General features: G+C 71.5%; 19 protein-coding genes and 2 tRNA genes. 7 read left to right on the top strand and 14 right to left on the bottom strand.

The genetic code is table 11. From position 1 onward, the window contains the following. The 3 genes from G514_RS30350 to G514_RS26890 all read right to left on the bottom strand — a co-directional run. Positions 1-175: transposase (locus G514_RS30350; RefSeq protein ID WP_036564943.1), on the bottom strand; the 175-nt coding region annotated here is incomplete at its 3' end. Between the two features lie 360 nt (positions 176-535). After that, on the bottom strand, positions 536-1537 hold the full coding sequence (locus tag G514_RS0114670; protein ID WP_028652371.1) for an NAD(P)H-dependent glycerol-3-phosphate dehydrogenase: 1002 nt from the start codon (positions 1535-1537) through the stop codon (positions 536-538). Then, on the bottom strand, positions 1534-2304 hold the full coding sequence (locus tag G514_RS26890) for a lysophospholipid acyltransferase family protein (RefSeq protein WP_245582228.1): 771 nt from the start codon (positions 2302-2304) through the stop codon (positions 1534-1536). Before G514_RS26890 ends, G514_RS0114670 begins: the two co-directional genes overlap by 4 nt. A gap of 43 nt (positions 2305-2347) precedes the next feature. Here G514_RS26890 and cofC point away from each other — a divergent pair, with 43 nt between their 5' ends. Beyond that, positions 2348-2965, top strand: a complete 618-nt coding sequence (gene cofC, locus G514_RS0114680; protein WP_028652372.1) for a 2-phospho-L-lactate guanylyltransferase — start codon at positions 2348-2350, stop codon at positions 2963-2965. A 27-nt stretch (positions 2966-2992) separates the two neighbouring features. Here cofC and G514_RS29900 read toward each other — a convergent pair whose 3' ends face one another. The 3 genes from G514_RS29900 to leuC all read right to left on the bottom strand — a co-directional run bounded on the left by G514_RS29900 (position 2993) and on the right by leuC (position 6060). Further along, positions 2993-3718, bottom strand: a complete 726-nt coding sequence (locus G514_RS29900) for an HU family DNA-binding protein (RefSeq protein ID WP_028652373.1) — start codon at positions 3716-3718, stop codon at positions 2993-2995. Positions 3719-4034: 316 nt separating this feature from the next. Then, positions 4035-4640 carry a 3-isopropylmalate dehydratase small subunit gene (gene leuD, locus G514_RS0114690; RefSeq protein ID WP_028652374.1) on the bottom strand — a complete coding sequence of 202 codons (606 nt, stop codon included), beginning with the start codon at positions 4638-4640 and terminating at the stop codon, positions 4035-4037. A gap of 1 nt (position 4641) precedes the next feature. After that, on the bottom strand, positions 4642-6060 hold the full coding sequence (gene leuC / locus G514_RS0114695; RefSeq protein ID WP_028652375.1) for a 3-isopropylmalate dehydratase large subunit: 1419 nt from the start codon (positions 6058-6060) through the stop codon (positions 4642-4644). 83 nt (positions 6061-6143) lie between these two features. On the opposite strand from leuC, the gene G514_RS0114700 reads away from it, so the two are divergent. Further along, positions 6144-6887: an IclR family transcriptional regulator gene (locus tag G514_RS0114700; RefSeq protein ID WP_028652376.1), complete on the top strand. Its 744-nt coding sequence runs from the start codon at positions 6144-6146 to the stop codon at positions 6885-6887. A 390-nt stretch (positions 6888-7277) separates the two neighbouring features. On the opposite strand, the gene G514_RS0114705 is transcribed toward G514_RS0114700, so the two are convergent. After that, a complete protein-coding gene (locus tag G514_RS0114705; protein WP_028652377.1) occupies positions 7278-7760 on the bottom strand; it encodes a methylated-DNA--[protein]-cysteine S-methyltransferase in 483 nt (160 codons plus the stop codon). A 1-nt stretch (position 7761) separates the two neighbouring features. After that, positions 7762-9300: an Ada metal-binding domain-containing protein gene (locus G514_RS0114710; protein WP_036564948.1), complete on the bottom strand. Its 1539-nt coding sequence runs from the start codon at positions 9298-9300 to the stop codon at positions 7762-7764. A 127-nt stretch (positions 9301-9427) separates the two neighbouring features. On the opposite strand from G514_RS0114710, the gene G514_RS26895 reads away from it, so the two are divergent. Next, complete coding sequence (locus G514_RS26895) at positions 9428-10606, top strand: LCP family glycopolymer transferase (RefSeq protein WP_157544831.1); 1179 nt, start codon at positions 9428-9430, stop codon at positions 10604-10606. A 41-nt stretch (positions 10607-10647) separates the two neighbouring features. Here the strand turns inward: G514_RS26895 and G514_RS0114720 are convergent, their stop codons facing one another. Continuing rightward, on the bottom strand, positions 10648-11787 hold the full coding sequence (locus G514_RS0114720; RefSeq protein WP_028652379.1) for an LLM class flavin-dependent oxidoreductase: 1140 nt from the start codon (positions 11785-11787) through the stop codon (positions 10648-10650). A gap of 92 nt (positions 11788-11879) precedes the next feature. Between G514_RS0114720 and G514_RS0114725 the strand changes: the two genes are divergently transcribed. The 4 genes from G514_RS0114725 to G514_RS0114740 are packed head-to-tail and all read left to right on the top strand — an operon-like array spanning position 11880 to position 15596. Beyond that, positions 11880-12947 (top strand): ABC transporter substrate-binding protein, encoded by a 1068-nt coding sequence (locus G514_RS0114725; RefSeq protein ID WP_028652380.1) that lies wholly within the window; start codon positions 11880-11882, stop codon positions 12945-12947. Next, on the top strand, positions 12947-13786 hold the full coding sequence (locus tag G514_RS0114730; RefSeq protein ID WP_028652381.1) for an ABC transporter permease: 840 nt from the start codon (positions 12947-12949) through the stop codon (positions 13784-13786). Before G514_RS0114725 ends, G514_RS0114730 begins: the two co-directional genes overlap by 1 nt. Further along, the gene (locus G514_RS26900; RefSeq protein ID WP_036564950.1) at positions 13765-14550 is read left to right on the top strand and encodes an ABC transporter ATP-binding protein; all 786 of its coding nucleotides are present in this window, start codon (positions 13765-13767) and stop codon (positions 14548-14550) included. The genes G514_RS0114730 and G514_RS26900 overlap by 22 nt, the downstream gene beginning before the upstream one ends. Beyond that, positions 14547-15596 carry an aldo/keto reductase gene (locus G514_RS0114740; protein WP_028652382.1) on the top strand — a complete coding sequence of 350 codons (1050 nt, stop codon included), beginning with the start codon at positions 14547-14549 and terminating at the stop codon, positions 15594-15596. The genes G514_RS26900 and G514_RS0114740 overlap by 4 nt, the downstream gene beginning before the upstream one ends. 209 nt (positions 15597-15805) lie before the next feature. Here G514_RS0114740 and G514_RS0114745 read toward each other — a convergent pair. From G514_RS0114745 to G514_RS0114765, 5 genes are all read right to left on the bottom strand, one after another. Continuing rightward, a tRNA-Glu gene (locus G514_RS0114745) sits at positions 15806-15881 on the bottom strand. Positions 15882-15972: 91 nt separating this feature from the next. Then, positions 15973-16044: transfer RNA gene (locus G514_RS0114750), tRNA-Gln, on the bottom strand. 67 nt (positions 16045-16111) lie between these two features. Next, positions 16112-17056 (bottom strand): CPBP family intramembrane glutamic endopeptidase, encoded by a 945-nt coding sequence (locus G514_RS26905; RefSeq protein ID WP_036564953.1) that lies wholly within the window; start codon positions 17054-17056, stop codon positions 16112-16114. 7 nt (positions 17057-17063) lie between these two features. Continuing rightward, positions 17064-18524, bottom strand: coding sequence for a glutamate--tRNA ligase (gltX, locus tag G514_RS0114760; RefSeq protein ID WP_028652383.1), 1461 nt, complete (start codon positions 18522-18524; stop codon positions 17064-17066). Further along, positions 18521-19333 (bottom strand): fumarylacetoacetate hydrolase family protein, encoded by an 813-nt coding sequence (locus G514_RS0114765; protein ID WP_028652384.1) that lies wholly within the window; start codon positions 19331-19333, stop codon positions 18521-18523. The genes gltX and G514_RS0114765 overlap by 4 nt, the downstream gene beginning before the upstream one ends. Between the last annotated feature and the right edge of the window lie 16 nt (positions 19334-19349).

Consider the following 19349-nt stretch of genomic DNA (forward strand, 5'->3'; position numbering starts at 1 on the left):
CCCAGGCCCGCACCGACTCCAGCCCGTAGCCGAGTTGACGAGCTACCCGCGCGATCGTCCCGATATCGGTGCCCAACTCCGCCCGCAGAGTGCGAACCATCCGCACCGCCGCGTCCTTCTCCTCCTGGCTGTACCGCCTCGTGCTCGGCTTCCCAGGCGTGATGTCCCTCGGCATAACTCCATCCTCGTTCCCAAACGATGGAGCCTCCAGCAAACCCAGGGCGATTCACGTGCCACCGCTGCGGAGGTCTCGACAAGCTCGACCAGCGGTGGGCGGGCCGAGTGCCCTCCCTGCGGAGGTTTCGCGACAGGCGCTAGCGACCCTCGTCGTCGGTGGTTGAGGAGGTCGCGCAGCGACCCTCGTCGTCGGTTGAGGAGGTCGCGCAGCGACCGTCTCGAAACCTCGCACGCCGAGGCTGGGAAGCAACCGACCTCGGTCCAGCGCGTGCCACCGCTGCGGAGGTCTCGACAAGCTCGACCAGCGGTGGGCGGGCCGGGTGCCACGGCTGCGGTGGGCTCGACCAGCGGTCGGTGGCTACTCCATCTCGGCCTTGGTCTCCCGCGAGAGCGTGGCGTCCATCATCTCGGTGGCCGTCATCCGGCCGGCGACCACGTCGTCGACCATCTGGGCGACCGGGGCGTCGACGCCGGTGCGCTCGGCGAGCGCGCGCAGCGACGCGCACGACTTGGCTCCCTCGGCGACCTGTCGGGTCGAGGCGATGATCTCCTCGGTGCTCATGCCCTTGCCGAGGTTCTCGCCGAAGGTGCGGTTGCGCGAGAGCGGCGAGGAGCAGGTGGCCACGAGGTCGCCGAGGCCGGCCAGCCCCATCAGGGTGAGGGGGTTGGCGCCGAGCTTGGTGGCGAGGCGGGCCGTCTCGGCGAGGCCGCGGGTGATGACGGACGCGGTGGTGTTGTCGCCGAAGCCGAGGCCGACGGCCATCCCGACCGCGAGGCCCACGACGTTCTTGTAGGCACCTCCGAGCTCGCAGCCGAGCACGTCGACGGAGGTGTAGGGCCGGAACGCCGGCGAGTGGCAGCGGTCCTGGAGGTGCTTCGCGACGTCCTCGTCGGCGCACGCGACGACCGACGCCGCGGGCTCGCGGCGGGCGATCTCCTTCGCGAGGTTGGGACCGCTGATGACGCCGATCCGGTCCGGTCCGGCACCGGTGACCTGGGCGATCACCTCGCTCATCCGGTTGAGGGTGCCGAGCTCGACGCCCTTCATGAGCGAGACCAGGACCGCGTCGGGCTCGAGGAACGACGCCCACTCCTCGAGGTTCTGCCGGAACGTCTGCGACGGCGTCGCGAAGATCACGATGTCCGCGTCGTGCGCGGCCTTCTCGACGTCGTGGGTCGCGGTGACGGCGGACGGCAGCTCGATGCCCGGCAGGTAGTCGACGTTCTCGCGCTCGTCGTTGATCGCCGCGGCGACCTCCTCGCGCCGCGCCCAGAGCGTCACGTCGTTGCCGCCGTCGGCGAGCACGATCGAGAACGCCGTCCCCCACGACCCGGCGCCGAACACCGCCACCTTGCTCACTGGTGCCTGCCCTTCCGTCCGTCCTTGTGGGGGTTGCCGAACTCCTTCACACCGGCGGTGCGCGGGTTGAAGCGCTCCGGAGGCGCGGTCTCGCCGCGGACCTCCTCCACGAGGCTGGTCACCGCGGCCATGATGCGCGCGGTCGCCTCCGTAACCGCCGCCGGCGACGTGTCGCCGGTCAGGTCGGCGAGGTCGACGGGGTCGCCCACCTTCATGGTGATCAGCTTGCGCGGGAACAGGCTCGGCTTCTTGGCGTACGGCGCCAGCAGCGCCTGCGCCCCCCACTGACCGAGCGGGACGACGGGGGCACCGGTCTCGAGCGCGATGCGCGCCGCGCCCGACTTGCCCACCATCGGCCACAGGTCCGGGTCGCGGGTGAGCGTGCCCTCGGGGTAGACGACGAGGCACTTGCCGGCGCGGACGCCCGCGACCGCGGCGTCGAACGCGCCGGCGGCGTTCTTCGTGGCTCGCTCGACCGGGATCTGCCCCGCCGAGCGCAGGAAGAAGCCGAGGAACTTGTTCTTGAACAGCCCGGCCTTCGCCAGGTAGCGCGGGATCCGGCCGTGGTCCCACACGATGTGCGCCACGATCAGCGGGTCGACCTCGGAGATGTGGTTGGCCACGACGAGGGCGCCGCCCGTCGCCGGGATCTTCTCGCCGTCGATCCACCGCCGCTTCGTGGTCAGCAGGAGGAGCGGCTTGATGACCACGAGACCGAGCGTCCACGCCCAGCCCATCCTGTCCTCCTGGAACCGCCGCACCTTCACCCGCGACAGGCTAGTGGTTGACCGGCTGAGAGGATCGCCCGCGATGACGAGGTACGTCGCGCTGGTCCCGGTGAAGCCGCCGGCACTCGGCAAGTCGCGACTCGTGGGGCTGGCCGACGACGCACGCCGGCAGCTCGCCGCGGCGTTCGCGCTCGACACCGTGGCCGCCTGCGTCGCCTCGGAGCTGGTCGCCGAGGTGCTGGTCGCGACCGACGACGCGTCGTTCTCGGTCGAGCTGGCCCGCCTGGGCGCGGTCACCATCCCCGACGGCGTCGCGATGGACCTCAACGGCACGCTGCGCCAGTCGGCGGCCGAGGCGCGACGGCGCTGGCCCGACCTCGTGCCGGTCGCGCTCACCGCCGACCTGCCCGCCGTGCGGGCGACAGACCTCGACGAGGCGCTCGGTGCGGTGCGCCCGGGCGAGGCGGCGTACGTCGCCGACGCACAGGGGCTCGGCACCACGCTCTACACCGCCGGCCACGACGCGTTCGACCCGCGGTTCGGGCCCGGCTCGGCGCTGACGCACGACGCGACCGGCGCGCGGGCCATCACCGCGCCGCTGCCGCGCCTGCGCCGCGACGTCGACGACCTCGAGGACCTCGACGACGCGCTCGCCCTCGGCGTCGGCCCACGAACAGCGGAACGGGCCGCCTCCCTGTAGGAGGCGGCCCGTCCGGGTGGTGCTGGGTCAGCTCTTCTTCGCGGTCTTCTTCGCCGTCGACTTCTTCGCGGCCGACTTCTTCGCGGGTGCCTTCTTCGCGGCCGACTTCTTCGCCGGAGCCTTCTTCGCGGCCGACTTCTTCGCGGGTGCCTTCTTGGCGGCCGACTTCTTCGCCGGCGCCTTCTTCGCGGCCGACTTCTTCGCCGGAGCCTTCTTCGCCGCAGCCTTCTTCGCGGGTGCCTTCTTGGCGGCGGCCTTCTTGGCCGGAGCCTTCTTGGCCGCGGCCTTCTTGGCCGGAGCCTTCTTGGCCGCGGCCTTCTTCGCCGGAGCCTTCTTCGCTGCCTTCTTTGCCACCTTCGCCACCTTCTTCGCCGCCTTCTTCGCAGTCTTCTTGGTCGTGGTCTTCTTCGTCGGAGAGGCAGCCGCCGCGACCCGGGCCGGCGCAGCGGTCTCGAGCGTGAGCTGCGGGAGCTTCTTCGCGCCCGAGACGATGTTCTTCAGGTCCTGGCCGGCGGTGAACTTCGGCACCGACGTGGCCTTGGCCTTGATGCGCTCGCCGGTGCGCGGGTTGCGGACCATGCGGGCGTTGCGGACTCGCTTCTCGAAGGAACCGAAGCCCGTGATGGCCACCTTCTCACCCTTGGCCACCTCACGAGTGATGGTGTCGAGCACGGACTCGAGCGCGTGACGAGCGGCCCTCTTGTTGCCGTCGTAACGAGCCGCGAGCGCCTCGATGAGCTGATTCTTGTTCACGAGCTTCCTTTCGGATGTTGCTACTTGAAACGGAACCGGTGCTCCGGTTCATGTAGGGCAACTTAGGAAGAACGAGCGTCGGTCACAATCACCACGCCGCACCTATCGCCATATTTTTCGGGCGTTCCAGACCGCTCGCGACGTGCGAGACGCGGTCGCGACATCGTGGTCGCGTCGGCACGCGGATGAAGTCTGACGACCAACGGAGTGCGTCGTCAGGTCGTTGACGGTCGCGATTTCCCAAGCGGGCTTGGGAAAGCGGCACACTCGCCGCCGGCGACGGACGCGTTGCGACCTCTCGCCGGGGGCGCGTCGCTCAGCCGCGGATGGTCTGCGGCTTGTACGACGGACGACGCGACTCGAACGAGCTGATGTCGTCCTCGTGGCCGAGCGTGATGCCGATGTCGTCGAGTCCTTCGAGCAGTCGCCAGCGCGTGTAGTCGTCGATGTCGAAGGAGTCCTCGATCGCGTCGATGCCGTCACCGGCGCGCACGGTGCGCGAGTCGAGGTCGACGGTGATGAGCCCGCCGGGGTTGTCGTCGAGGAAGTCCCACAGCCGCTGGACGACCTTCTCGTCGACGCGCGCCGCGAGCAGTCCGGCCTTGCCGGAGTTGCCTCGGAAGATGTCGCCGAAGCGCGGCGAGATGACGACGCGGAAGCCGTAGTCCATCAGCGCCCACACGGCGTGCTCGCGCGACGACCCGGTGCCGAAGTCGGGACCCGCGACGAGCACCGACCCCGCGGCGTACTCCGGTCGGTTGAGCACGAAGTCGGGGTCGTTGCGCCACGCGGCGAACAGCCCGTCCTCGAAGCCGGTGCGGCTGACCCGCTTGAGGTAGACCGCCGGGATGATCTGGTCGGTGTCGACGTTGCTGCGGCGCAGCGGCACGCCGACGCCGGTGTGCGAGGTGAACGCGTCCATGTCAGGCCTCCTCTCGCACGGGCTCGAGATCGGCGGGCGACGAGAGCGTGCCGCGGATGGCGGTGGCCGCAGCGACCGGCACCGACACCAGGTGGGTGCGACCGCCCTTGCCCTGCCGCCCCTCGAAGTTGCGGTTGGACGTCGACGCGCTCCGCTCGCCGGGCTCGAGGGTGTCGGGGTTCATGCCGAGGCACATGGAGCAGCCCGCGCCGCGCCACTCCGCGCCAGCCTCCTTGAAGATCACGTCGAGGCCCTCGTCCTCGGCCTGGAGCCGGACTCGCACCGAGCCGGGCACGACGAGCAGGCGGGTGTCCTTGTCGACGCGCCGGCCCTTCACGATCTCGGCGGCGAGCCGCAGGTCCTCGATCCGGCCGTTGGTGCAGGAGCCGACGAAGACGGTGTCGACCTTGACGTCGCGCATCGGGGTGCCGGCCTCGAGCGCCATGTACTGGAGCGCCTTCTCGGCGGCGACGCGGTCCTGCGGCTCCTCGAAGTCGTCAGGGCTCGGGACGCTCGCGCCCAGCGGCACCCCCTGGCCGGGGTTCGTGCCCCACGTGACGAACGGCGTCATCGTCGCAGCGTCGAGGACGATCTCCTCGTCGTACTCCGCGTCGGGGTCGGTGACGAGCGTCTGCCAGTAGGCCAGCGCGGCGTCCCACTCCGCGCCCGTCGGCGCCTCGGGGCGGCCCTCGAGGTAGTCGAAGGTCGTCTGGTCGGGTGCGATCAGCCCGGCCTTCGCGCCCCACTCGATGCTCATGTTGCACACCGTCATGCGGGCCTCCATCGAGAGCTCCTCGATGGCCTGGCCGCGGTACTCCACGATGTAGCCCTGGCCGCCGCCGGTGCCGGTGTGCGCGATCAGCGTGAGCACGAGGTCCTTCGCGGTGACGCCCGCGGGCAGGCTGCCGTTGATCGTCACCGCCATCGTCTTCGGCTTCGCCTGCATCAGCGTCTGGGTCGCGAGCACGTGCTCGACCTCCGAGGTGCCGATGCCGAACGCGATCGCGCCGAATGCGCCATGCGTGCTGGTGTGGCTGTCGCCGCAGACGATCGTCATGCCGGGCTGGGTGAGCCCGAGCTGGGGCCCGACGACGTGGACGATGCCCTGGTCGAGGTCGCCGAGCGGGTGCAGCCGGACGCCGAACTCCTCGGCGTTGCGGCGCAGCGTCTCGACCTGGGTGCGAGAGACGGGGTCCTGGATCGGCTTGTCCCAGTCGAGGGTCGGGACGTTGTGGTCCTCGGTCGCGAGCGTGAGGTCGGGGCGGCGCACGGTGCGACCGCTCAGCCTAAGACCCTCGAACGCCTGCGGACTCGTCACCTCGTGGATGAGGTGCAGGTCGATGTAGAGGAGGTCGGGCTCCCCCGGCGCCGACCGTACGACGTGCTCGTCCCAGACCTTCTCGGCCAACGTCCTGCCCATGACCACTCCCTCGTGACCCATTCCACTGACGGCCATCGACTATAGACCTTGCATCCCATGATCTGAGACGGCAGTATTGCGATATGGACAGTTCCGGCAGTGGAGGTTCCGGCGTCGGGGTGCTCGACAAGGCCGCGCTCGTGCTCACCGCCCTCGAGGCGGGGCCGGCCACGCTGGCCGGGCTCGTCGCCGGCACCGGGCTCGCGCGGCCGACGGCGCACCGCCTCGCGGTCGCCCTCGAGCACCACCGCCTGGTCGCCCGCGACATGCAGGGCCGCTTCGTCCTCGGGCCGCGCCTCGCGGAGCTGTCCGCCGCCGCCGGCGAGGACCGCCTGCTCGCCACCGCCGGCCCGGTGCTCGCCCGGCTGCGCGACATCACCGGCGAGTCGGCCCAGCTCTGGCGCCGCCAGGGCGACATCCGCGTCTGCGTCGCCGCCGCCGAGCGCCCCTCCGGCCTGCGCGACACGATCCCCGTCGGCTCCCAGCTGACCATGCGGGCCGGCTCGGCCGCGCAGGTGCTGCTCGCGTGGGAGGACCCCGAGCGCATGCACCGCGGCCTCCAGAACGCCGCCTTCTCCGCGGCCGCCCTCTCCGGCATCCGCCGCCGCGGCTGGGCCCAGTCGGTCGGCGAGCGCGAGCAGGGCGTCGCCTCGGTCTCAGCGCCGGTCCGCTCCCCCAGCGGCAAGATCATCGCCGCGGTCTCGGTCTCCGGCCCCCTCGAGCGGCTCTCGCGCCAGCCCGGCCGCATGCACGCGCCGGCCGTGCTCGCGGCCGCCGAGCGGCTCTCGGAGTCGTTGCGCCGGGCCGCGGCCGCGGACTCTGCGTAGTCGGCGCTCGCACTCGTGCGGCCGGAGTGACCTGCCGGTGAGCGGTCAGCCAGCAACCCGGGTCCGACCTTCTACTGTCGGACGGGTTGCCCACTGACCGCCACCCCGACGCCAGCCCGCCCAGCGGTCAGCCAGCAACCCGGGTCCGAGCTTTCTACTGCCGGACGGGTTGCCCACTGACCGCCACCCCGACCCCAGCCCGCCCAGCGGTCAGCCTGCAACCCCGGACCGGCCCACCATGTCAAGCCAGGTTGACCACTGACCGCCACCCCGACCCGAGCCCGCCCAGCGGTCAGCCAGCAACCGGGGTCCGACCTTCTACTGTCGGACGGGTTGCCCACTGACCGCCACCCCGACCCCAGCCCGCTCAGCGGTCAGCCAGCAGCACGCTCAGAACAGCGCGTCCTGCTCGAGCTCGAGGAGTGTCTGCTTCCGGTCGACGCCGCCGGCGTAGCCCGTGAGCGTGCCGTTGGCGCCGATGACGCGGTGGCACGGGATCACGATCGGGATCGGGTTGCGGCCGTTGGCGAGCCCGACGGCGCGCGAGGCGGCGTTGGACTTGCCGAGGCGGTGGGCGAGCTCGCCGTACGACGAGGTCTCGCCGTAGCCGATCTCGCACAGCTCCTTCCAGACCCGCTGCTGGAAGTCGGTGCCGACCGGGGCGAGTGGGAGGTCGAACTCCTTGAGGTCGCGCTCGAAGTACGCACGCAGCTGGCGGGCTGCCTCGACCAGGACCGGCTGGTCGTCGTCGCGCCGGCCGCGCGGGCGGCCGTCGTGGTCGCGGAACGGCGTGAACTCGATCTGGGTGAGGGCTCCGCCCTGCTCGACGAGGCGCAGCTCGCCGACGGGGCTGTCGATGACGGTCCAGGACATGTCAGTGCTCCTTGCTGGGACGTGCGGTGGGACGTGCGGTGGGACGTGCGGTGGGGCGTGCGGTGGGAAGTGCGGGCATGAGGGTGTTCCAGAGGTGCATGAGCGCGTAGGAACGCCAGGGCCGCCAGCGCCCGTCGTCGGCGATGACCGCAGCTGGGTCGTGGCCGAGGCCGGCGATCGCGTTGCGGACGCCGATGTCGGTGGGCAGGAAGACGTCGGGGTGGCCGAGCGCGCGCATGGCGACGTAGTCGGCGGTCCACGGCCCGATGCCGGGCAGCGCGACGAGCGCGGCCCGGACGTCGTCGCGGTCGGCGCCCCGGTCGAGGGCGACCTCGCCGGAGGCCAGCACTGCGGCGAGGCCGGTGAGCGCGCGACCGCGCGAGCGCGGCATCGGCAGCGTCTCGGGGTCGACCTCGGCGAGGGTCGCGGCGGACGGGAAGAGATGGGTGAGGCCGGGCAGGTCGGTCTCGACCGGCGTGCCGTGGGCCTCCACCAGCCGACCGGTGACGGTGCGGGCGCCGGTGACCGAGACCTGCTGGCCCACGACCGTGCGGATGGCGGTCTCGTCGCCGTCGACCTGGCCGGGCACCCGCAGCCCGCGGGTGGCGCGGACCAGCGGCCCGATGACGGGGTCGCCGAGGAACTGGTCGTCGACCGCCACCGGGTCGCAGTCGGCGTCGACCAGCCGGCGCGCGCGCTCGACCGCCGCTGCGGTGTCGCGCAGGTCGTGGAGGCGGAACTCCGCGGTCACGAAAGCCGTCTGGCCGGTCGCCGGTGCGTCGCCGAGCTCGATGCGGACGGTGCCGGGGCCGTGGGGCAGGTCGAGGGTGCGGGCGTACCAGCCCGGCCCGGCGGCCTCGACCCCCGGCACGACGTGGAAGGCGAGGAAGTCGAGCAGCGCCCGGCCGGCGAACGGCGTGCGGACGGCGAGCCGCATCGTGACCGTGCCCTGCGTGGGCGAGCCGCGCCGGCCGCCGCGCAGCTCGGTGGGCGTCGCGGCGTAGACCTCGCGCACGGTGTCGTTGAACTGGCGGATGCTCGAGAAGCCGGCCGCGAACGCGACGTCGGCGAAGCCGAGGTCGGTCGTCTCGACGAGCACCCGCGCGGTCTGCGCGCGGCGGGCGCGGGCCAGGGCCAGCGGCCCGGCACCGAACTCGGCGGTGAGCAGCCGGGTGAGGTGGCGCGGGGTGTAGCCGACCCGGTGGGCCAGCCCCTCGACGCCCTCGCGGTCGACGACGCCGTCGGCGATGAGGCGCATCGCGCGGCCGGCCGCGGTCGCGGCGACGTCCCAGTCAGGGCTGCCGGGCGTGGCGTCGGGCAGGCACCGCTTGCAGGCGCGGTAGCCGGCGGCCTGCGCGGAGGCGGCGCTCGGGTGGAACGTGACGTTGTGGAACGCCGGCGTGCGCGCCGGGCAGGACGGCCGGCAGTAGATGCCGGTGGTCCGCACCGCGGTGTAGAAGACACCGTCGAAGCGCCGGTCGCGCGACTTCACCGCGCGGTAGCAGGACTCCTGGTCCAGGTGGCGGGGCTCGCTGCTCATGCACCCATCCTGACGCACGGCGCCGACAATCTCTCGCGGGAATCGGACACGGCCACTCGGGCGTCGTTCCCGCAGTTCAGAGCCCCTGCGCGGCCGGTCGCTTGACCGGGTCTGCCACGATTCGAGCGTGGCAGGGGTGCGGCTGGAGCGCGGGCAGCGGCGTGCCGTCGCGCTCGTCATCGTCGTCACCCAGCTCGTGGTCGCCGTCGTCACCGGCGTGGTGATCTCGGTCGCCTACGGCAAGCTCGACAAGAACTTCATCACCGGCGACCCGATCGACCACAAGACCAAGAAGCACCACCACATCGGCGGCGACCCGCTCGACATCCTCGTGATGGGCTCCGACTCCCGCGCCGGCGCCGGCAACGACATCGACGGCCAGACCGACATCGGCGAGCGCTCCGACACCACGATCCTCGTGCACGTCTCGGCCGACCGGAAGACCGTCTACGGCGTCTCGCTCCCGCGCGACGCGATGGTCCGGCGACCCGACTGCGAGGGTCCCGACGGCGAGACCGTGCCGGGCGCGGAGCTCGACATGTTCAACGCGGCGTACTCCCTCGCCGGGGCGACGTGCACCGTGGCCCAGGTCGAGGAGCTGACCGGCATCTACATCGACCACTACGTCACGCTCGACTTCAACGGGTTCAAGGACATGGTCGAGGCGGTGCACGGCGTCACCGTCTGCATCCCCGAGGCCGTCGACGACAGCGCGCACGGCATCACGTTCGAGGCCGGCACCCAGGAGCTCGACGGGCAGCAGGCGCTCGACTACGTGCGCGAGCGCTCCTCCACGCCGAACGCCGACATCGGCCGGATGAAGCGGCAGCAGGCGTTCATGGCCTCGATGATCAACAAGGTCGTGAGCGCCGGCACCCTCACCCGGCCGAGCCGGGTCTACAACTTCCTCAAGGCCGCGACCGGCTCGATCGTCACCGACCCCGGCCTGAGCTCGCTGAGCGGGCTGGTGCACCTGGCATGGGAGTTCCGACGCACCGACCTCGACAACATCTCGTTCATCACGGTGCCGTTCGAGGAGTACCCGCCCGACCCCAACCGCCTCCAGTGGTCGGCGTCGGCCAAGGGCCTCTGGAAGGTCATCCTCGAGGACCAGCCGCTGCCGAAGAAGTACCGCGAAGAAGCGATCTCGGCGGACAAGCCGCCCGGCACGCCGGCCGGCTCCGGCGCGGCGTCAGGCTCCGACCCGGGCACGACGTCCGGCGCTCCGGCATCGCCGCCGACGACGCCCGACGCCACCCCCTCCGGCGGGGAGCAGGAGTCGGACGCCAACGGCCTCTGCGCCTGAGCCTGGCTCCACGCTGAGGCCGTGGCGTCCGTACGCCGGTCTCAGCCCGCCCGGCTGACCAGCTCCTCCCCGCGCAGCAGCGGGAGCACCGAGTCGCCGACCCGGCCGATCTCGGTGCGGTACGGCGTGTCGGAGAGCACGAAGTGGCTGACACCGAGCTCCTGGTACCTCCGCAGGGCGTGCGCCACGTCTTCGGCGGAGCCCACGAGCCAGGTGGTGCCGGCGCCGCCACCGCCGTACCGACCGGGAGCGGTGTAGAGGCAGGTGTCGAGGACGTCGCCGCGCTCGGCGAGGTCGAGCAGCCGCTGCTGGCCGGTCGCCTTGAAGCCGCTGCGCTGGAAGAGCCGCTGCGAGGCGCCGTCGCCGTGCTGCTGCTCGGCCATCCGCGCGACCTTCGCCTCGGCGTCGCGCCAGGCAGCCTCGGTGGTGTCACGCACCAGCGTCGTGATGCGCAGCCCGAACTCCAGCGGTGGCAGGTCGCGGCCCAGTGACTGCTCCAGACCCTTCAGCCGCTCGATGCGCTCGCCGACGCCGTCCAGCGGCTCGCCCCAGAATAGCTGCACGTCGGACTCGGTGGCCGACACCCGTTCGGCCGCCTCGGAGGCACCGCCGAAGTAGAGCCGCGGGTGCGGCCGGCCCTCCCGCGCGACCGGGCGTGGCGAGACGGTCGAGTCCCTGACCGAGAAGTGCTCGCCCTCGAACGTCACGTCCTCCTCGGTCCACAGGCGGCGGACCAGGCGCATGAACTCCTTGGTCCGGGCGTAGCGGTGCGCCTGGTCGCCCTCGACGTCGCCGTACTGGTGCAGGTTGTCCTGCCCCGACACGATGTTGACCCGCACCCGGCCGCCCGAGAGCTGGTCGAGGGTGGCCGCGGCCGACGCGAAGTGCGCGGGCTGCCAGTAGCCCGGACGGATCGCAATCAGCGGGTTGAACGTCGTCGTGCGCGCCACGAGCGCGGTCGCGACCGTGAACGTGTCCGGACGGCCCCAGCTGGTGCCGAGCAGCGCACCCGCCCAGCCGTGGTCCTCGACCAGCCCGGCGAGGCCCGCCTGGTAGTCGAGGGTGCCGTAGCCGTCGTCGGCGGTGCCGGTGTCGCCGCGGTGGCCGGGCTCGACGGTGTTGGGGAGGTACCAGAGGAACTCGGGGTCGTGATCGTGGTCGTGACGGGTCGGGTTGCTCATCGGGTGGACGCCTTTCCGCTAATGTCTAGTGTGTTGGTAGTTTTACACTAGTTCAGCCGATGAAGCATCCCCGAGCTCCTCCAAGGAGAGTGATGAAGCAACGTCTCGCCCCACGCGCCGCCGCAGCTGCGGCCGTGCTCACCCTCGGCCTCGCCGCGTTGACGGCGTGCGACAGCGCGTCCGGCTCCGACGGCCCGAAGCTCGGGGCCGACGCGACGATCCCCGACACGGTGCCCAGCGGCACCGTGCTCCGCGTCGGCGACCCGGCCACGCAGACAGCGATCGAGGCCGCCGGGCTCGACGAGGAGCTGGAGGACGAGGGCGTCGAGGTCGAGTGGGCCAACATCAGCGGCGGCCCCAAGACGCTCGACGCCTTCCGCGCCCACGCGATCGACGTCGGCTCCGCCCAGGACATCCCGCCGCTGTTCGCGCAGTGGACCGGCACCGACATCACGATCGTGGCGACCACCAACCGGGTCGACGCGACCAACCACCCCGTCTACGAGCTCGGCGTCGCGCCGGGAGTCGACGTGTCGTCGCTCGACGACCTCAGGGGCAAGAAGATCGCCTACTCCCCCGGGCAGGCGCAGGGCGCGCTCGTGCTGCGCGCGCTCGACGCGGCCGGGCTGAGCCAGGACGACGTCGAGCTCGTCGAGATCCAGAGCGTCGACGACGTCTACGTCAACGTGCTCGGCAGCAAGCAGGTCGACGTCGCACCGCTGGGCGGCACGCTCCTCACGTCGTATCTCGCGAAGTACGGCAGCGACGGCGGCACCTCGATCCCGACCGGCATCCGCGACGACCAGAGCCTGCTCTACGCACCGAAGGAGACGACGGAAGACGCCGGCAAGGCGGCCGCGCTCGCGAAGTACGTCGTGGTGTGGGCCAAGGCCAAGCAGTGGATCAACGAGCACCCCGAGGAGTACGCCCAGGCGTTCTACGTCGACCACGAGGGGCTGACCCTCGAGGACGGCCTCAAGGTGATCGCGCAGACCGGTCAGCTCGAGCTGCCGGCCTCGTGGGACGAGACGATCGCCCGGCACCAGGAGACCGCCGACCTGCTCGCCGAGGAGCAGGACCACCCGAAGCTCGACGTCGGCGCTCTCTACGACCGCCGCTACGAGGAGATCATCGCCGACGCGCTGGGGGCTGGTGCCTGATGACGACGCTCCTCGAACGTCCCACCGCCGCCTCCGCCGGCCCGGTCGTCGACAAGCGCGTCGTACGCCGCCGCCTCGGGCCGGGCAAGCGGATCCCGTTCTCGCTCGCCATCGGGCCGCTCCTCCTGGTCGGCCTGTGGTGCCTGCTGTCGGCCACCGGACGGCTCGACCCGCGCACGCTCTCCGAGCCGTGGGTGGTCGTGGAGACGGCCCGCGACCTGATCGAGAACGGCCGGCTCCAGGACGCGCTGCAGACCTCCGCGGTGCGCGCCTTCGCGGGGCTCGGCCTCGGGACGGCGATCGGCACGCTCCTGGCGCTGGTCTCCGGGCTGAGCCGGGTGGGCGAGGCCGTCATCGACGGCCCGATCCAGGTCAAGCGCGCCATCCCGACCCTCGCGCTGCTTCCGCTGCTCGTGCTCTGGCTCGGCATCACCGAGGAGATGAAGATCGTCACGATCGCGCTCGCGGTGATGCTCCCCGTCTACATCCACACCCACAACGGCCTCCGGACCATCGACGGCCGCTACGCCGAGCTGGCGGAGACCGTCGACATCGGGCGCCCGCAGTTCATCCGCGACATCGTGCTGCCTGGTGCGATGCCCGGCTTCCTGCTCGGCATGCGGTTCGCGGTCACGACGGCGCTGCTGTCGCTCGTGGTCGTGGAGCAGATCAACGCGACCAGCGGCATCGGCTACATGATCCACCTGGCGTCCAGCTACGGGCAGACCGAGATCATCGTGGTCGGCCTGGTCGTCTACGCACTGCTGGGCCTCGCCGCCGACGGCCTGGTCCGCACCATCGAGAGGAAGGCGCTGGCATGGCGACGGACGCTGGGCTGACCACCGGGCAGCTGGAGGACCGGACCGCCGTACGGGTCGAGCGGCTGCACCGCAGCTTCAACGAGGCGGGTGGGGTCCTCAACGGGCTCGACCTCGACATCGCTCCGGGCGAGTTCGTGGCTCTGATCGGCCGCAGCGGCAGCGGCAAGAGCACGCTGCTGCGGGCGCTGGCCGGGCTCGACCGCGACGTCGCCGGCCACGGCTCGATCGACGTGCCCGACCGGGTGTCGGTCGTGTTCCAGGACTCGCGACTGCTGCCGTGGCGGCGGATCCTCGACAACGTCGCCTTCGGGCTCCGCGGGCGCGACGCGCGGCGGCGGGGCGAGGAGGCGCTGGCCGAGGTCGGGCTCGCCGGCCGCGAGCGCTCCTGGCCGCACGAGCTCTCGGGCGGCGAGCAGCAGCGGGCTGCGCTGGCGCGCTCGCTGGTGCGCGACCCCGAGCTGCTGCTCGCCGACGAGCCGTTCGGAGCGCTCGACGCGCTGACCCGGATGCGGATGCACATCCTGCTCAAGCGGCTGTGCGCCGTGCACCGGCCGTCGGTGCTGCTGGTCACCCACGACGTCGACGAGGCGATCGTGCTCGCCGACCGGGTGATCGTGCTCGTCGACGGCGTCGTCTCCTCCGACATCCACATCGACCTCGGGGAGCGTCGCTCCCCGGGCGACCCGCGCTTCGCCTCGCTGCGCACCAGGCTCCTCGCCGAGCTCGGAGTGGAGGACGACCACGAGGCCATCGACACCCAGGACAGGAAGGCTGCTTCATGACCATCGACGTCTCGTCGTACCGACTGCTCGGCACCACCGGGCTCAAGGTCAGTCCGCTGACCCTCGGCGCGATGATGTTCGGCAGGATCGGCAACCCCGACCACGAGGACTCGATCCGGATCATCCACCGGGCCCTCGACGCCGGCATCAACATCATCGACACCGCCGACGTCTACTCCCGCGGCGAGTCCGAGGAGATCGTCGGCAAGGCGCTCGCCGGGCGCCGCGACGACGTGATCGTCGCGACAAAGGTGCACGGGGCGATGTCGGACGACGACCCCAACGCCCAGGGCAACTCGCGGCGCTGGATCATCCGCGAGGTCGAGGAGTCGCTGCGCCGGCTCGGCACCGACCACATCGACCTCTACCAGCTGCACCGGCCGCGGCCCGAGACCGACATCGACGAGACCCTCTCGGCGCTCTCCGACCTGGTGCACGCCGGCAAGGTCCGCTACATCGGCACGACGACGTTCCTGCCCTCGCAGGTCGTCGAGGCCCAGTGGGTCGCCGAGCGCCGGCACCGCGAGCGCCCGGTGACCGAGCAGGCGCCGTACTCCATCCTCGCCCGCGAGGTGGAGCGCGACCTGCTGCCCACCGCGCAGAAGTACGGCCTCGGCGTGCTGCCGTGGAGCCCGCTCGCGGGCGGCTGGCTGTCGGGGCGCTACCGCCGCGGCGAGGCCTCGACCCACGAGTCGAGCCGCCTCGAGCGGCAGCCGGCGCGGCACGACCCGTCGCTGCCGGAGAACGCGCTCAAGCTCGAGGCGGTGCACCAGCTCCAGGACCTCGCCGACCAGGCCGGGGTCTCGCTCGTCCACCTCGCGCTGGCGTTCGTGCTGGAGCACCCGGCGGTCACCTCGGCGATCATCGGACCGCGCACGATGGAGCACCTCGAGTCGCAGCTCGACGTCGTGAAGGTCTCGCTCTCGAAGGACGTTCTCGACCGGATCGACGAGATCGTCCCGCCCGGCACCACGATCAACGAAGCCGACCGCGGCTACGCGCCGCCCGTCCTGACCGACGCGGCGTTGCGGCGACGTTCGGCGTGATCGCCGCCTGAGGCTCACGCAGCCTCACGACACGAGCCCGGCACCTTCGTGGGGGTGCCGGGCTCGGCTGCGTCCCCGTCGGGAGGTCGCGCAGTCGGGTGCCACGTGCGCCGCGTCGGCGCCTCGCGCCGGGTGCCATCCGCACTTGGTCCACCAACGAGAAGAGCCGGTCCTCAGCGCTGACGCGCTGCCGGACCGGCTCTTCTCGTTGGTACCCCCGACCGGATTCGAACCGGCGCTACCGCCTTGAGAGGGCGGCGTGCTAGGCCGCTACACAACGGGGGCTCGCACTGCAGGTGTTGCTGGCGCAACCTGCGGAACTCTACTGGGAGCCCCCCGGACGCACCAATCGCGACCGGCGCCGGCCGCGATCTCGCTGGGATACTAGGACTCGAACCTAGACTAACTGGACCAGAACCAGTCGTGCTGCCAATTACACCATATCCCACTGTCTTACTGGTGTTCGGCCCGGTTGCCGAGGTGGTTTCCCACCGGCTCCGGACCGAGGAGAAACCTTACACGCGCGGTTCGGAGCCCTCCAAAACGTTCGGGGCCTGCCGGTCGACAGCGGTCCGCACGCCCATCCGCCGGGCCGCCCAGATCGCGAGCGCCAGGTAGACCAGCGACTGCGTGAGCGTCGTCGGCAGGGTCCACCAGCTGCCGCCCGTCGGGTTGAGCGCGGTCGTCATGTCGCTGAACGCCAGTGCGAAGCCGTAGGCCAGGAAGTTGTTGAGCACGTGCATCGCGATGCCGGCCTCGAGCCCGCCGGTCGCGATGACCAGGACACCGGCCACGATCCCGAAGGCGAGCCGGTCGACGAAGACGGGCGGGTCCTGGGCGCCGTGGGCGAGCGCGAACAGCACCGCCGGCACGAGTACGGCGGCCACCCGGCTGCGGAACAGCCCGCCGAACGCCTGGGTGAGGTAGCCGCGGAAGGCGTACTCCTCCCCCGCTGCCTGCAGCGGGGTGAGCAGGACGATGACGATCACGAAGTCGCGGGTGGTGTCGGTCCAGCTGTTCACCCCGCCCGAGGAGTCGGCCGGGTCGCCCGCGGCAGGCACGAACGAGCCGACGACGACGGTGGCCAGCAGCGCGACGAACGCCAGCCCGAACGTCACCGCCATCCAGCGCCACCGCAGCCGGCCGACGACCGACGAGACCCATCCCGGCGGCATCCGGTGCAGCGCCCACGTCACCAGCAGCACGACCGGGATCGCCGCCGCCAGGGAGAGGTTGAGGTAGGCCAGCTGGCTGGGAGTGACGTGGGAGGTGTCGCTCAGGGCCTCGACGCGGTCGCCCACGTCGGCGCCCTGCGCGACGAAGACGACGACGAACCCGATCAGCAGGGCGAGCTGCGCGGCAATCATCAGCAGCACACCCACGACCAGGCCGAGGATCGGCCGCCAGGCGGCCCAGCGCCCCACGAGCCGCTGGACGAGGTGGTAGTTCACGCCCTCCATCGGTCGCTCACGCCGAGGTGGCCGCGGACAGCCGCGCCAGCGAGCGGTCGCGACCGAGCAGCTCGAGCGACTCGAACAGCGGCGGCGAGACCTTGCGGCCGGTCACCGCGATGCGGACCGGGCCGAACGCGACCCGGGGCTTGAGCTCGAGCTTGTCCACCAGGGTCTCGCGAAGTGCGGCCTCGATGTCGGCGGTCGACCAGGTCGCCAGCGCGGAGAGCGCCTCGTGGGCTGCGCGCACGACCTCGCGGCCGGCGTCGTCGAGCTCGTCGACCTGCTCCACGTCGTCGGTGAAGAGGAACCCCAGCATCGGCGGGGCCTCGGTGAGCTTGTTCATCCGCTCGGCGACCAGCGGCATCGCGAGCTCGAGCAGCTGCGCGTCGGCGTCGGAGACGGGGTCGCTCACCACCCCGGCGGCCTGGAGGAACGGGATGACGCGGTGGGTCAGCTCCTCGACCGACAGCAGCCGCATGTGGTCGGCGTTGATCGCCTCGGCCTTCTTGAGGTCGAAGCGGGCGGGGTTGGGGTTGACGTCCCTGATGTCGAACGCCTCGACCATCTCGGCGACCGTGAACACGTCGCGGTCGGCGGCGATCGCCCAGCCCAGCAGGGCGAGGTAGTTGAGCAGCCCCTCGGGCAGGAAGCCCTGGTCGCGGTAGAGGAACAGGTGCGACTCGGGGTCGCGCTTCGACAGCTTCTTGTTGCCCTCGCCCATGACGAACGGCAGGTGGCCGAACTCGGGCACGACCGTCGAGATGCCCAGGTCGACCAGCGCGCGGTGCAGCGGGATCTGCCGCGGCGTGCTCGACAGCAGGTCCTCGCCGCGCAGCACGTGGGTGATCTCCATGAGCGCGTCGTCGACCGGGTTGACCAGCGTGTAGAGCGGGTCGCCGTTCGCGCGGCACAGCGCGAAGTCGGGGACGTGCTGCGTCTCGAAGGTGATCTCGCCGCGCACCAGGTCGTCCCAGGTGATCGAGCCGTCGGGCATGCGGAACCGCACGACCGGCTTGCGGCCCTCGGCCCCGAACGCCGCGACCTGCTCCGCGGAGAGCTCACGACAGAACCCGTCGTAGCCCTGCACCTTGGAGCCGGAGGCCTTGCGGCGCGCGTCGACCTCCTCGGTGGTGCAGTAGCAGTCGTAGGTGTACGACGACCCGGCCAGCTTGGCCAGGACGTCGCGGTAGAGGTCGCCGCGCTCGGACTGGCGGTACGGCGCGTGCGGGCCGCCCTTGCCGGGACCCTCGTCCCAGTCGAGCCCGAGCCACTCCATCGCGCCCAGCATCGCGTCGTAGGACTCTTCGGTGCTGCGCTCCTTGTCGGTGTCCTCGATGCGGAAGACGAAGGTGCCGCCGTGGTGGCGCGCGAAGGCCCAGTTGTAGAGCGCGGTGCGCGCGAAGCCGACGTGCGGGGAGCCGGTCGGCGACGGGCAGAACCGGACCCGGACGCCCTCGAGGCGCTCGCTGGTCATCGCGCGGCCACCGTGTTGGTGAGCGAGCCGAGGCCCTCGACCGCCACCTCGACCTCGTCGCCGACCTGCATGGGGCCGACGCCCTCCGGCGTGCCGGTGAGGATCACGTCGCCGGGCAGCAGCGTCATGACGCTGGAGACCGCTGCGATCAGCGTCGGGATGTCGAAGATCAGGTCGGCGGTGCTGCCGTCCTGCACCACGTCGCCGTTGAGGAAGGTCTGCACGCGCCGCCCCTTGTCGAAGTCGTCGGGGTCGAGGTCGGTCTCGATCCACGGCCCGAGCGGGCAGAACGAGTCGAAGCCCTTGCCGCGGGTCCACGTCGAGTCCTGCTTCTGGAGGTCGCGCGCGGTGACGTCGTTGGCGATCGTGTAGCCGTGGATCACGTCGGTGGCCTGCTCTGGCGGCACGTCGCGGCAGATCCGCCCGATCACCACGGCGAGCTCGCCCTCGTAGTGCAGGTCGCTGGTCTGCGGCGGGTAGTAGATCGGGTCACCCGGGCCGACCACGCTGGTGTTGGGCTTGAGGAACATCAGGGGCTCGTCCGGCACGTCGTTGCCCAGCTCGGCGGCGTGCGCGGCGTAGTTGCGGCCGATGCCGACCACCTTGCTGCGCGGGAGCACCGGCGCGAGCAGGCGGACGTCGGCGAGCCGGTGGTGCTGGTCCTCGAGGAGCTTGATCCCGACGTAGAGCGGGTCGCCCGCGAGGGCCACGATGACCGCGTCGTCGTCGAGCTGGCCCTGGTCGTCGAGGTCGCCGGTGACCACGCCGTACTGGGGGTCGTCTCCGGCGGTGAATCGGGCGATGCGCACCCGTCGACCCTATCGA

It is taken from the genome of Nocardioides halotolerans DSM 19273 (genome assembly GCF_000422805.1).
In the GTDB taxonomy this organism is placed as follows: Bacteria; Actinomycetota; Actinomycetes; order Propionibacteriales; family Nocardioidaceae; genus Nocardioides; species Nocardioides halotolerans.

Excerpts from the sequence above, each read along its gene's own strand:
- G514_RS0114730 (WP_028652381.1), top strand. The coding sequence starts at position 12,947 with ATGACGACGCTCCTCGAACGTCCCACCGCCGCCTCCGCCGGCCCGGTC.
- G514_RS0114705 (WP_028652377.1), bottom strand. The coding sequence starts at position 7,760 with ATGTCCTGGACCGTCATCGACAGCCCCGTCGGCGAGCTGCGCCTCGTC.
- G514_RS0114725 (WP_028652380.1), top strand. The coding sequence starts at position 11,880 with ATGAAGCAACGTCTCGCCCCACGCGCCGCCGCAGCTGCGGCCGTGCTC.
- G514_RS0114710 (WP_036564948.1), bottom strand. The coding sequence starts at position 9,300 with ATGAGCAGCGAGCCCCGCCACCTGGACCAGGAGTCCTGCTACCGCGCG.
- gltX (WP_028652383.1), bottom strand. The coding sequence starts at position 18,524 with ATGACCAGCGAGCGCCTCGAGGGCGTCCGGGTCCGGTTCTGCCCGTCG.
- G514_RS0114720 (WP_028652379.1), bottom strand. The coding sequence starts at position 11,787 with ATGAGCAACCCGACCCGTCACGACCACGATCACGACCCCGAGTTCCTC.
- leuC (WP_028652375.1), bottom strand. The coding sequence starts at position 6,060 with ATGGGCAGGACGTTGGCCGAGAAGGTCTGGGACGAGCACGTCGTACGG.
- G514_RS0114740 (WP_028652382.1), top strand. The coding sequence starts at position 14,547 with ATGACCATCGACGTCTCGTCGTACCGACTGCTCGGCACCACCGGGCTC.
- leuD (WP_028652374.1), bottom strand. The coding sequence starts at position 4,640 with ATGGACGCGTTCACCTCGCACACCGGCGTCGGCGTGCCGCTGCGCCGC.
- G514_RS26900 (WP_036564950.1), top strand. The coding sequence starts at position 13,765 with ATGGCGACGGACGCTGGGCTGACCACCGGGCAGCTGGAGGACCGGACC.
- G514_RS26905 (WP_036564953.1), bottom strand. The coding sequence starts at position 17,056 with ATGGAGGGCGTGAACTACCACCTCGTCCAGCGGCTCGTGGGGCGCTGG.
- G514_RS0114700 (WP_028652376.1), top strand. The coding sequence starts at position 6,144 with ATGGACAGTTCCGGCAGTGGAGGTTCCGGCGTCGGGGTGCTCGACAAG.
- cofC (WP_028652372.1), top strand. The coding sequence starts at position 2,348 with ATGACGAGGTACGTCGCGCTGGTCCCGGTGAAGCCGCCGGCACTCGGC.